Genomic DNA, 12,348 nt, shown 5'->3' on the forward strand with positions numbered 1-12,348 from the left:
GCCCGCACGACGCGGCGCGGCACATATAAGGGTGAGCGAGCCGAGAAGGCGAGCGGGCGGGTCCGGCGGTAGCCGCCGAGACGACACCGACCGCGCGATGAGACGACGAAGCGATGACGTGAGAGAACGAGACAGAGGAATGAACGAACCGCACCCCCACCGTGAAGACTCACCCGTCGCACCCTCTCGCCTCCTCGTACCCCTCCCAGGGATCCACATGAGCGGAAGGGGCTGGTGCACGTTCAGGTGGCAGCTGGGGGTAGACCGCCAGGCTGACGGTCGGGTTCATGATGGTCTCGTACTCGATGGAGGCCAATCGGCCCACGCAAGCCTGCCGCCGAACGGCATCGATCACGGCAAGGTCTGCGTGATCATCACCGGTGCGCCTGCGAGCGGCAAGAGCACGCTGACTCGTCGTCTCGCCGAGCACCTGGAGCGCTCTGCATGACTCAACGGAGACCAGATCCACGGACTCATCGTCGGAGGCCGCGTGTGGGCCCTCGGCGCCCCCAAGGACGAAGCCGACCGTCAGACGCGCCTGGGCAACCAGAACCTCGTCGCACTGGCGCAGAACTGCGCTCAGGCGGGGTTCACACCGATCATCGACTGGATCGTCCCCGACGCGGACCAGCTCGCGCAGTTCGCCGACGGCTTGTCACCGCTCCCCCTCTGGCTCATCGTTCTGGATCCCGGCGATGCAGCGTGCCGCGCACGGAACCAGCGGCGCGAGGATTCCTTCACTTTCGAGGGCTACGACGATCTCGTCGGTGGCATGAGACGCGCCTTCGGCACGAGCGGCTGGTGGATCGACTCCTCCGGGCAGACCGCTGAAGAGACACTGCAGCTGATACTGGACCGGGCCCTGCCGGGCGGCGGGAGCGTTCGCGAGATGCTCGAGCCAATGTGAGCTTCCTCCGGGCGGAGGTCGCACAGCGAACCGCGTCGGCAGTTCCGCTACGGATCTTCCCTGCGGCCGATACGCCGGCCACCTCGCCTGCCCTCCGTCGCGGCAGGACATCATCCGGCACCCCTGGACCCGCTTCCCCCGTTCCATAGAGTGGCCGGATGGCTTCGAACGCTCGTAGATCGGTGGTGTCGCTGACGGCGGCGGTGTCGCTCGGGGTCGCGGTCTTCTTCACGCTCTACTCGCTCATCCCCATCACCCGCGCCGATGAGCCAGGGCTGAGCAGCGTGTTCGTGGGCACGATGATGGCGTTCGTGATGGGCGTGCAGGTGTTCACCCCAGCCCTGGTGCGCCGATTCTCCCTGCGCTTCGTGCTTATGGGGGCGTTCGCCCTTCTTGCGGTCGGGGCTCTGGTCACCGGGTGGGCGGCGAACACGTCGATGCTGCTGGTCGGCGCGGTGGCGAGCGGGTCCGGATTCGGCACGCTGATCGTCGCCGGTGCGCTCGGGGTGGCGCTGCTCGTCGCACCGGACAGACTCGGCCGATCGCTGGGCACCTACGGGCTGATCACCATGGCGGCGTCGGCACTGGGCTCACCCGCCGGCGTGCAGCTCGCGCTCACGTTCTCCCTCCCCGTGTTCGGGGTGTGCGCGTTCGTCGCCGGAGTGCTCGCCATCGGGCTCTCGCTCGGCCTCCCCGGGGCTGTCGGGAGGCCACAACCGGAGGCAGCATCGGAGCCGTCCTCGACACCGGACCCCTCACGATCCCGGGGTCTGCGAGGCGCGGTCGCAGATGCACCGTGGCTCGTGCTGGCGCTGCTGCTGGTCTCGGTGGTGCTGCTCTCGCACGGACTGTCGAGCCTTCCGGTCCTCGCGTCCGCGTTCGGCAGCACTGCCGTGGTGGTGTTCGCCGTGCAAGGCGGGAACGCTCTCGGGCGCGGGCTCGGCGGTGAGCTGGAAGCCAGGACCAGTGCCCGCGCGACCACGATCTCCGGTGCGCTTCTGCTCGCCGTGGGCGGAGCATCTGGCGTGGTGATCGACGGCCCCATGGCGATCATCGTTGCCGGGGCGCTGATCGGCCTGGGAGTCGGGATCATACAGACGGTGACCCTGCACGCAGCGATGCTGCGCATGGACCCCGGCCATGCCTCGGTGGTGTGGAACCTCGGCGTCGACGGCGGCCTCTGGATCGGCGGCATCATCTGGGGTCTGGCCCTGGGCACCGATCTTGCCGTACCGGGAGCACTGCTGTTCTCCGCCCTGGTCCTCGTGACAGGCACTGCGGTGGCGATCCAGGTCGGCAGCGGACGCCGAACCTGTTCTGCCGGACCGGACCGCGGAACAGGGCACGGGGAGGCATCGTCCGACCCGCCGCCCGCGACGGACAGCTGATGAGTCGTCGAGGCGGTTCTGTACACGCTGAGACCCGCAGGGCTTCACCGGAGCGGCGGCCACCCCACTCCACGGCCGGTCACCCACAAAATCGTGACGACCGGGCCTGCTCGAAGAGCGCGTTGAGATCGCGCTGGTACTGGGCGATGAGGTGAGGAGGAGTGGCTTCGACCTCGCGGCTGATCCGCCATGTCGCCTCGTCGAGCCCGGGGGACTTTCCGTGTCGGTCCAGAACGGCAACCGGACCGACCGCCGGATAGGCGGGTTCGGTCGCCGACTCCCCGTCCCATTGCCCGACGGTGAGGCCGAGGTCCGCCAGGGCAGGATCGTGCGTCGCATCGACCAGTAACCAGCGGTCCTCCACGAGCACCTGGACGGACGTGTGGACATCGGAGCTGAAGGCGAGTTCGCGCAGCACGGGGACCAGGACGGGCAGCTCGTACTCCCACGAGACCATCCGGCACGTGGCTCCCAGACGCTGCAGCTCCTCGGAGAGCAGGTGCGCCTTCGCCACGCAGTTGCCTCGTCCCAGCGCGCGCAGTCCTGCGGCGTCGTGCGCGCTCACCGTGTCATAGGGAAGGTCGCGCACCCACCGGTAGGTCTCCGCCCGTCGAGCTCGGGAATCCATGGTCAGATCGTGCCGCCCCGCGTCCGTCGTGGGAACCCCCGCACGCGACCGTCTCCGGCGCAGACCGAACGCCCGGTGCAGCCCTCACCCATGGATGATGCGCACCTGCACCGCCGCGAATCTCCCGGCCGAGAGCCAGATGGATGCCCCGCCGTCACACTCCGCGGGCCAGCGTCCCGTACTCGCCGACGATGTCCGCGAGCACATCATCCGGACCGCGACCGAAACTCCTGACCGCGACGGCCGCGCGGCGAGCGAGGTCGATCGCCGACCCCGACGCGCCGTGACCAGCCGACGGGATGAACGCCACGGACGTGAGCGCCTGCGCCGCGAGGGGGTATCCGACCAGTGGTGCGAGCTCGACGATGACGTCGATCATCACCTGATCGGGCACTCCGAGGTGACGGGCCATCGCGATGTGCGTGCGCAGCGGGAAGTCGAGCAGGCCCAGGGAGAGGTCGCAGCCGAGGAAGACCGCGGCCGTCTCGTCGACGCTGCGCTGCGGGCTGTTCCAGGCGGCCCTTCCGAGGGCTTCCGCGTGCTGGGCGAACCGTGGGCTGATCGCGGCGAGTGCGGCGAGTCCGGGCATGTCGTTCATGGTGTCTCCTGAGGGCTTGCGGGCTGGTCGAAGATGGTGAGCCTGATGCGGTCGAACACCGGGTCGGGAAGGCGCCCGAGCGCGGCCAGTGTCCTGGCGTGCTTGCCCGTCAGATATCGGGTGGCAGGTCTGCGCGCCGTCAGCGCCCTCACGATGGTGCGGGCGACGACGTCCGGGGAGGAGCCCGACCGCTCGTTCTCGACCGCCCGTGACGCCGCCCGTGCGAATCGTCGTGCCAGGTCAGGGGCTGCCTCCGCCAGTGCGGCGGACGTGGCCCGAGCTGATGCGTCGACCTTGTCGACGGCCGGCGAAAAGATGGATCCCGGTTCGATGAGGATGACGCGGATGCCGTCTGCCACCAGCTCGAGCCGGAAGGCTTCGGCGATCGAGGCGATCGCCCACTTGGACGCCGTGAGGGCTCCCCCGAAGGGCATGGTGACGCGGTCCCCCACGGAGCCAACGAAGAGCACGCGGGACCCCGATCGCATCAGCGGAAGGCAATCTTGGGTGACCTGTACGGCGCCGAAGACGTTGACATCGAAGATCGCGCGCATCTGCCCGGGAGGAACAGTGCTCATCGGCGCGAGCTGGCCGATGCCGGCGTTGTTGATGACGGCATCCAGAGGAGCCCCGCCGAGGCGATCCCTCATGCCAGCGATCCCTGCCGCGATCGTGTCGGGGGCGGTGACGTCCATGCGGATCGGGATGATGCGCCCGGCGCCCGAGGTCTCAGGGGCCGCGGAGAGGTCTCGGACCCCCGCGAAGACGGTCCATCCTTCGGCGCTCAGAGCGATGGCGGTGGCGGCTCCGATTCCGCTCGAGGCTCCCGTGACGAGCACCGAACGGTCGTGACGTCGGGTCTGGGTCGGATCAAGAGCGTTCATGCCGAGATCGTTGACCGCCCCGAACTACGCTTCAACAGTGATGAATATCCGCCGAGGCCGCCCGACGAAGGGCACTCCTCCGGCGCGCGACCGCATCCTCCGTGCCGCCGAGGAGCTCTTCCTCGCGTCCGGGTACGAGGCGACGACGGTGCGGCGCATCGCCCAGGAGGCCGACTGCGATCCCGCGCTCGTGGCCTACCACTTCGGCTCCAAGCACGGCCTGTTCGAGGAGGTCACCACCGGAGGCCTGGGGCCCGCCGGACTGTTGTCGACGGCGCTGGCCGGGCCACCGGAGCACCTGGGGTTCCGCATCGTCGCGCGCGTCGTGTCCGCATGGGATGACCCGATCGCAGGGCCGCACCTGCACGGGTTGATGAGGATGGCGCTCGTGGAGGAGGACGCCACGTCCGTAGTCCATGAGTACTTGGATCGCGAACTCCTCGGGCCTCTCGTGGAATATCTGGGAGGTCGTGGGGCTCGGAGCCGGGCGACGGCGGTGCTCGCCGTCGTCGCCGGCCTCATCGCCGGTCGCTACCTCCTGCGCCTCGAGCCGCTGGCGTCCGCATCCCAGCAGGACGTGATGCGGTCATACGGCCGCATCGCACAGGTGGCCGCGCACCCGGAGCTCCTCGGCGGGAAGACATGACCCGCCGCTGACCGCCAGCGCGGCCGATGGGAACCCGTTCGATTCCAGGAGAGGAAGCCACCCATCCGGACACGCGCCCCGAGGCCTCCGGAGCCGGCCTGCATCCAAAGATGCAAGACCCCGGATTCGCCCGAAAGGGTCTCGAAGCGCGCTCTCGCACCGTGGACCGTGGAGGAGTCAGCGCCCCTCTACGACCGGAGGCCCTCCATGGTGCACCTCATCCGTTCTCGTCCCGTCCTCAGCTATTTCCTCCTGGCCTGCGGTCTCAGCTGGCTGGGGTGGCTGAACTACATCCTCTCCACCAGCGGCCTCGGCATCATCGACGTGGACTACCCGGTGGTGCTCGGCTCCACACAGCTGCTCGGCGTCATCCCGGGTGCGTTCCTCGGCCCCATCGGCTCCGCGCTCATCGTCACCGCCGTGGTGGACGGCCGCGCCGGCCTGCGCGCCTGGGCGGGGCGCCTGTTCCGGTGGCGAGCGAACTGGCGCTGGTACGCGATCGCCCTGCTCGCCGTTCCCGCAGGGCTGACCGCTGTCGGCACCGCGGCCTCTCTCGCCATCGGCGGGAGTGTCGTCGCTCCCCCGGTCGCGCTCCTCGCGCTGTACGCGCCGATGCTGGTGCTGCAGCTGCTGACCACGGGCCTCGCGGAGGAGCCCGGCTGGCGGGACTTCGCCCTCAGCCGCCTCCAGCACCAGCGCAGCCCGCTCGCGTCCGCCGCGATCCTGGGGCCCGTGTGGGCCGTGTGGCACTACCCGCTGTTCCTCACCGACTGGGCCGACGGGCCCGGCCGCAGCGTGACCGGCCTGCTCGCCTTCACCGTCTTCTGCCTCGGCTTCAACATCGTCATGTCCTGGGTGTTCAACCGGACCGGTGAATCGCTGCCGCTGTCGATGCTCATGCATGTCAGCGCGAACACCTTCGCCTCCGTGCTGTGGTCGGCCATGTTCCAGTCGATCGCGGCGCAGTACGTGTACCCGCTGCTGGCCGTGGCGGCCGTCGTCGCGGCGGCAGGGATCATCCTCGCCACGCGAGGACGACTCGGCACGCGTCCCCCGGAGCCGACGCTCCCCGCGTCGACCTCACTCCCCCGCCGCCAGGGGCTACCGTCGAGCTCATGACGGCGACCCCGAGTCCGGCGCCGCCATGGCGAGGCCCCGCCCCACGGAGGGGCGACGCCGTGGCGGCGCTGTGCTGCCTCGTGATCGCCGCCGGAACACTGCTCGCGATCCCGCTGCTCGAACGGGCGGGAGGCGAGCCGATGGGGGCGCCTCCCGCAGGCTCGGCCGCATGGTGGGCGGTCCTGCTCACGCTGCTCTCCCAAGCGGCGGCGCTCGTCCTGCTCCGGTCCCTCCCGCGCCTCGCAGCGGTGGTGGTGTGCGCGCTCCCGCTGCTGCTCGCCGTCCTCGCCCCGGGCACCGCCTTCGGCACCACGACCGTCGCGGTGCTGTGGGCCGCCTACGTCGCCGGGGTGCGGCTCCGCCGCGAGCATCTCGCCCCGGTGGCGGGGGCGATGCTCGCGCTCACCGTGCTGGCCACGACCGTGAACACGCTCGGATCGGAAGATGCGGGCACCGCCCAGGCTCTCCTCGCCGGGATCGGGCAGGGGGTGATCGTCATCGGCGTGCCGCTCCTCCTCGCCCTGATCGTGGTCAGCCGACGGCAGGCGCGCACCGCCCACGAACGGGAGCTCACGGCACTGCGCCGGGAGCAGGACGCCCAGGTCGCCGTGGCGATCGCCGCCGAACGCACCGCCGTCGCCCGCGACCTCCACGACATCGCCGCCCACCACATGTCGGGCATCGCGATGCTGGCCTCCGCACTCGAGCGCCAGGTGGACCCTGCACCGGAGGCGGCGAAGGAATCGGCCCGTGACATCCGCATGCAGAGCACCGCCGTGCTGCGCGACCTGCGGCGCCTCGTCGGCCTGCTGCGCGACGAGCACGCGGCGCCGCTCGCCGACCGGTCCCTCGCCTCTCTCGCGCAGCTCGTGGACGAGCGGCGCGCCGCCGGGGCGGAGATCGGACTGACGGTGGAGCCGCAGGGCGCGGACCCCGGCGCCGATGTCGGCGCGCTCGCGCAGCTGGTGGGCTATCGCATGGTCCAGGAGTCCCTCGCGAACGCGGCCGTCCACGCCCCCGCGGCGGACTGCGAGGTGCGCGTCGACGCGCGTTCCGCGCAGCGGGTGCGGATCGTCGTGGTCAACGGGCGACCGGCGCGCCCCGGTCCGCAGCCCGGCTGCACCGGAGGGTTCGGTCTGATCGGCATGCGGGAGCGGGCGGAACTGGTGGGGGCCGGCCTCGAGTACGGCCCCACCGACGCAGGAGGCTGGTCCGTGACGCTGGACCTGCCCCGTGACGGCGTCGTCCCGGGGCAGCCGCAGCAGAGGGAGGAACCGACATGATCCGCGTGGTGCTGGCGGACGACCACGCTCTCGTGCGCAAGGGCCTCGCCTCGCTGCTGGAGTCCGAGCCGGATATGGAGGTGGTGGGCGTCGGGGAGGACGGCCCACAGGCGCTCGAGCTCATCCGCGGGCTGCGGCCCGACGTCGCGTGCCTCGACATCCGCATGCCCGGGATGAACGGCATCGAGGTCGCCGTGGCGGTCCGCGAGCTCGAGGTGGAGGTGCTCATGCTGACCACGTTCGACCTCGACGAGTACGTCTTCGGCGCTCTCGAGGCGGGAGTCGCGGGCTTCCTCCTCAAGGACGCGGACCCGGACCTGATTTCGCACGCTCTGCGGCAGGTGGCGGCGGGCCGCGGAACGATCGACCAGTCGCTCACCCGCCGTATCCTCCGCGAGGTCGCCGAGCGGCGACGCCTGCAGCCGGTCGTCGTGCGCCCGGACAGCGGTGCCGAGGAGGTCCTCACCCCGCGGGAGCTGGAGATACTGCGTGCGCTCGCGGAGGGCATGAGCAACGCGGACATCGCCGCGCACCTGCACGTCGAGGCCTCGACCGTGAAGTCCCACCTCGCGCGGATGCTGCCGAAGCTCGGCGTGGCCTCGCGCCTGCAGGCCGTGGTGTGGGCGTATCAGAATCGCGTGGTCGATCTACGGGAGTGAGCGATGGCGAGCGCATGGATCGGATCGAGGGGCACCGGTCCGGCCCGACGCAACGCCCGCACCCGCAGCGCCCGCATGCGGCATGCGGCATGCGGCATGCGGATCGTTCTCCGCTCCGCGTACGCTCTTCGAGGCTCGCGCACAGGCGCAGGCACGCGCCCCCATCCCGATCCCCACCGAGGTGCCCATGACCACGACCACCGCCTCCCGCTGGCGGCTGCTGCCGATGCGCCCCCGCGACCCCCGCGAGGAGGGACGGGCAGGCTCGTCGCTCGAGCTGTTCTTCGACCTGGTCTTCGTGATCGCCGTGAGCATCGCGGGCGTCCAGCTCCACCACGCCCTCGCCGAGTCGCACGTGGCCGGCGGCGTGGGCCACTACGCGATGGCGCTGTTCGCGATCTGGTGGGCGTGGATGAACTTCACCTGGTTCGCCACCTCGTTCGACACCGACGACTGGCTCTACCGGGTGCTCACCATCGCCCAGATGGGCGGCGTGATGGTGGTCGCCGCGGGCATCGGCCCCGTCTTCGAGCACGACTCCTTCGGCGTGATGATCGCCGGGTACGTCGTCATGCGCCTGTCGATGGTCGTGCAGTGGCTGCGGGCGGCGGCGACGCCGTCCTCGACGGGTGAGGCGCGGCGAGCGGCCCTCCACTACGCCGTCGGCATCGCGATCGTCCAGGTGCTCTGGGTGCTCATGCTCCTGCTGCCGCACGGCCTGCTGATCCCCGCGGCGATCTTCCTGATCCTCGCCGAGATCAGCGTTCCCGTCATCGCCGAGCAGCGCGGACGCACCCCTTGGCATCCCGAGCACATCACCGAGCGCTACGGCGGGTTCACCCTGATCCTGCTGGGAGAGAGCCTGCTCGCGTCCTCCCACGCGATCATCGAGGCGCGCGACGCGGAGGTCCCGCTCGCGGACCTGGTCCCGCTCGGTGCCATGTGCCTGATCGTGACCGCCGCGCTGTGGTGGATCTACTTCTGGCCGCCCCACCACGAGGCGATCGGCTCGCTGCGCAGCTCTCTGCTCTACGGCTACGGCCACTACGTGATCTTCGCGGCCGCGGGCGCTTTCTCCGTGGGCGTCGAGCTCGAGGTCGATGTCGCCATGGGCGAGTCGGAGATCGGTCCGACGGCCGCCGCGTACGCGGTCTCCCTGCCGATCGCGATCTTCCTTGTGGGCATGTGGTGCGTGGTGATCCGCCGCTCGGCCGACGCCGTGGTGAGCGCCTCGATCGCGCTCGCGCTGCTCGTGGTGCTGATCGATCCGCTGGTGCCCCTGCCCATCGCCCTCACCACGATCGTCATGGTGCTGCTCGTCGCGGTGATGGTCTGGCGCAGGCCGCGGACGTCGGCCCGCTGACCCGCCAGCCCACGGACCCGCGGACCTGCTCTCACCCCGGCCGACGCCGCTCGCCCACCGCGCTCACACCTGCGCGTGCAGCTCCTGGAGGAGGGCCCGGGCGCCGCGGGTGCGCAGCACCTCGAGCGCGTGGAGGTACGGGGTCGTGAAGGCCTCGTGCTCGACGAGGTCGCCGAAGAGCTCCGCATCGCGCAGGAACGCGAGGGGGTCCTCGTCGTGCTTCGCGGCGGCGGCCATGACGCGGTCGTGCAGGCGGTCGACGACGGGCCACTCCTCGCCGTTCTCGCCCGTGCCCTCGGCGTAGCGGGCCCAGGAGGCGACGATCGCCGCGCATGCGCTCACGTCGCGCCCGGCCTCGAGGTTCTCCTGGATCACGGGGACCATCCAGGTGGGGATGCGGTCGCTGGACTCGGCGGCGAGGCGGGCGAGGGTGTCGCGCACGTGCGCGTTGGAGAAGCGCGCCATGAGCTCGTCCTTGTAGGCGTCGAGGTCGATGCCGGGGACGTCGGGGACCGTGGGCGTGCCCTCCCGGTCCATGTACAGGGTGCGGGTGAAGGGGGCGAGGTCCTCGTCCTGCGCGGCCTCGTGGGCGAAGGTCTGCCCGAGCAGCAGCCCGAAGTAGGCGATGGCCTGGTGGGAGCAGTTCAGCAGGCGCAGCTTCATGAGTTCGTAGGGCTCGACGTCCTCGACCATCTGCACCCCCACCTCCTCCCAGGCCGGGCGGCCCAGGGGGAAGGAGTCCTCGAGCACCCACTGCACGAAGTCCTCGCTGACCACGGGCCAGGCGTCCTGGACGTCGTACTCGCGGGAGATCATCTCGATGTCGGACTCGGCGGTGACCGGGGTGATCCGGTCGACCATGCAGTTGGGGAAGGCGACGTGCTCGTCGATCCACGGGGCCATGGGCGCATCGCCGTGCAGGCCGGCCTCGTCGCGCAACTGCGCATACGCGAGGATCATGCGCTTGGCGAGATCCCCGTTGCCGCGCACGTTGTCGCAGGACATGACCGTGAACGGGGGCGTGCCGGCCTCGCGGCGGCGACGCAGCGCCTCGACGAGGAAGCCGAACATCGTCTGCGGGTGGCCGACGGGCGCGTCCCCGCCGTCGGCCGCTTTGCCGGCCCCATCCCCGGCCCCGCTCCCCTCGCCGCCGAAGGCGGTGCGCAGGTCCTCGGTGACGGCGGGCGTCTCGCGCTGGAACTCGCCGGTCGAGGGGTTGTAGTTGTAGCCGCCCTCGGTGACGGTGAGGGAGACGATGCGGGTGCTCGCATCGCTCATGCGCGCGAGCACGGCCTCCGGGTCGTCGGGCGCGAAAAGGTAGTCGGCGATCGAGCCGATCACCCGCGGGTCCTGGGTGCCGTCGGGCGCCTTCGTGACCAGGGTGTACAGCCCGTCCTGCGCGGCGAGGGCGTCGCGCATGCGTGCATCGCCGGGCAGCAGGCCCACGCCGCACAGGGCCCAGTCGCGGTCGCGGCCGGCGCGCATGAGGCGGTCCAGGAACATCGCCTGGTGGGCGCGGTGGAAGCCGCCGACGCCGAAGTGGACGATGCCGACGGACCTCTCCTCGAGCGGGACATCAGGGACCGGGATCCGGCCCGCGGCCGCGATCTCGGGCAGGGCGGCGGCGTTCAGGGAGGTCATGACGCATCCTTCGTCATCGGCGGATGGAGACGGGGCCGACGATACCAGCGCCTGCATCAGATGAGCAGCCCCTGGTCTCAGCCGAGCAGATCGGCGACCTGGGCCGCGAGCTCGGAGGAGAGCACGAGGTCGTCGACGAGTCCCGCACGGGCGGCTGCGACCACGGCCTCGGGATGGCCCACGGCCGGGGCCACCGCGACCACGTGGGCCCGCCTCAGCTGCTCGGCGCCGACCCCGATCACGCGCTCCTCGATGCCGGCCCGCGCGACCCGGCCCTCGGCGTCCACGAGGACGCCCGCGCACTCGGCGACCACGCCCGCCTCGCGGGCCCTGCCGCGCTCGTCCTCGGACAGCCGGCTCCACAGGGTCGAGGCGCCGGGCCACCAGGCGCCGATCGAGACGGTCGCGACGTCGATCTCGTCGGCCGCCTCGAGGGCGGAGCGCACCTCGTCCATGCCGCGCAGGGAGGCCGCGACCTCGGGCGAGTCGACGATCAGCGGAGTGGGCAGGGCCCAGATGCCACCGCCCGCGAACGATCCGAGCGTGTGGATGAGGGCCGAGGAGTGCGCGCTCGAGTACCCGGGAGCGCTGAGCGGGCCGACGAGCTGGACGACATCGACCCTGGGCAGGGCGTCGAGCGAGTCGGGCAGGTGCATGAGAGTGCGCGACCAGGCGACCCCGAGCCGCCCGCCGTCGTGCAGGAGGTCGGGAAGCAGCCGTCCGACCTGCCGGGCGAGGGCCGCGCGCATGGTCTCGTCCACGCGCGGGGAGGCGACGACGACGCGGGAGATGCCGAGCTTCTCGGCGAGCGGCGCAAGGTCGCGCCCCGACTCCGCCGGGTCGTGGATCTGGATCCGCACGATGCCCTGCGCGCGAGCCTCCTCGAGCATCCGCGCGACCTGGAAGCGCGAGAGCCCGTGCTCCTTGGCGATGTCCACCTTCGAGCGGTTCCGGAGGTAGTACTCGGTCGCCAGGTGCGCCTTGAGGGAGCCGTCGTCCGCGGGCATGGGTGCTCCTGTGGATGGTCGTGGGGTCGTGGAGGGCTGCGCCGTGTCGGGCTGCAGCGCGGCGGCAGGATCCCGTGACGCCGGCCGACGCCGCGCGCCGCACCCGCGTCCCGATTCCGTTCCGCCTGTTGCTCCGCGAAGCGTATATGACTACGCTCACGAATCAGATGAGCGGAGCCGCTTATCAGATGTGCAGCGGCCCGCACCGACCGCACCGACCACCTG

At 71.0% G+C, this 12,348-nt stretch carries 12 protein-coding genes; 7 read left to right on the plus strand and 5 right to left on the minus strand.

The window, feature by feature from the left end; all coding sequences use genetic code 11:
* Positions 1-490: 490 nt before the first annotated feature.
* Both M4486_RS11485 and M4486_RS11490 read left to right on the plus strand, forming a co-directional pair.
* Positions 491-907, plus strand: a complete 417-nt coding sequence (locus M4486_RS11485; RefSeq protein WP_249477306.1) for a hypothetical protein — start codon at positions 491-493, stop codon at positions 905-907.
* Between the two features lie 158 nt (positions 908-1,065).
* Positions 1,066-2,295 (plus strand): MFS transporter, encoded by a 1,230-nt coding sequence (locus M4486_RS11490; RefSeq protein ID WP_249477308.1) that lies wholly within the window; start codon positions 1,066-1,068, stop codon positions 2,293-2,295.
* 79 nt (positions 2,296-2,374) lie between these two features.
* Here M4486_RS11490 and M4486_RS11495 read toward each other — a convergent pair whose 3' ends face one another.
* The 3 genes from M4486_RS11495 to M4486_RS11505 form a co-directional block, all read right to left on the minus strand.
* On the minus strand, positions 2,375-2,923 hold the full coding sequence (locus M4486_RS11495) for a transglutaminase-like domain-containing protein (RefSeq protein WP_249477309.1): 549 nt from the start codon (positions 2,921-2,923) through the stop codon (positions 2,375-2,377).
* Positions 2,924-3,077: 154 nt separating this feature from the next.
* Positions 3,078-3,521, minus strand: coding sequence for a carboxymuconolactone decarboxylase family protein (locus tag M4486_RS11500; RefSeq protein ID WP_249477310.1), 444 nt, complete (start codon positions 3,519-3,521; stop codon positions 3,078-3,080).
* Positions 3,518-4,405, minus strand: a complete 888-nt coding sequence (locus M4486_RS11505; RefSeq protein WP_249477311.1) for an SDR family NAD(P)-dependent oxidoreductase — start codon at positions 4,403-4,405, stop codon at positions 3,518-3,520. The genes M4486_RS11500 and M4486_RS11505 overlap by 4 nt, the downstream gene beginning before the upstream one ends.
* A 40-nt stretch (positions 4,406-4,445) precedes the next feature.
* Between M4486_RS11505 and M4486_RS11510 the strand changes: the two genes are divergently transcribed.
* The 5 genes from M4486_RS11510 (at position 4,446) to M4486_RS11530 (ending at position 9,475) form a co-directional block, all read left to right on the plus strand.
* Positions 4,446-5,051 carry a TetR/AcrR family transcriptional regulator gene (locus M4486_RS11510; protein WP_249477312.1) on the plus strand — a complete coding sequence of 202 codons (606 nt, stop codon included), beginning with the start codon at positions 4,446-4,448 and terminating at the stop codon, positions 5,049-5,051.
* A gap of 207 nt (positions 5,052-5,258) precedes the next feature.
* Positions 5,259-6,170, plus strand: a complete 912-nt coding sequence (locus M4486_RS11515) for a CPBP family intramembrane glutamic endopeptidase (RefSeq protein ID WP_249477314.1) — start codon at positions 5,259-5,261, stop codon at positions 6,168-6,170.
* Positions 6,167-7,453, plus strand: coding sequence for a sensor histidine kinase (locus tag M4486_RS11520; protein ID WP_249477317.1), 1,287 nt, complete (start codon positions 6,167-6,169; stop codon positions 7,451-7,453). Before M4486_RS11515 ends, M4486_RS11520 begins: the two co-directional genes overlap by 4 nt.
* A complete protein-coding gene (locus M4486_RS11525) occupies positions 7,450-8,112 on the plus strand; it encodes a response regulator (protein ID WP_249477318.1) in 663 nt (220 codons plus the stop codon). The genes M4486_RS11520 and M4486_RS11525 overlap by 4 nt, the downstream gene beginning before the upstream one ends.
* Positions 8,113-8,299: 187 nt before the next feature.
* Positions 8,300-9,475, plus strand: coding sequence for a low temperature requirement protein A (locus M4486_RS11530; protein WP_249477319.1), 1,176 nt, complete (start codon positions 8,300-8,302; stop codon positions 9,473-9,475).
* Positions 9,476-9,538: 63 nt separating this feature from the next.
* Here the strand turns inward: M4486_RS11530 and M4486_RS11535 are convergent, their stop codons facing one another.
* Both M4486_RS11535 and M4486_RS11540 read right to left on the minus strand, forming a co-directional pair.
* Positions 9,539-11,116 (minus strand): mannitol dehydrogenase family protein, encoded by a 1,578-nt coding sequence (locus M4486_RS11535; RefSeq protein ID WP_249477320.1) that lies wholly within the window; start codon positions 11,114-11,116, stop codon positions 9,539-9,541.
* Between the two features lie 77 nt (positions 11,117-11,193).
* Positions 11,194-12,123, minus strand: a complete 930-nt coding sequence (locus tag M4486_RS11540) for a sugar-binding transcriptional regulator (protein WP_249477321.1) — start codon at positions 12,121-12,123, stop codon at positions 11,194-11,196.
* Between the last annotated feature and the right edge of the window lie 225 nt (positions 12,124-12,348).

Source organism: Brachybacterium kimchii, assembly GCF_023373525.1.
Classification (GTDB): domain Bacteria; phylum Actinomycetota; class Actinomycetes; order Actinomycetales; family Dermabacteraceae; genus Brachybacterium; species Brachybacterium kimchii.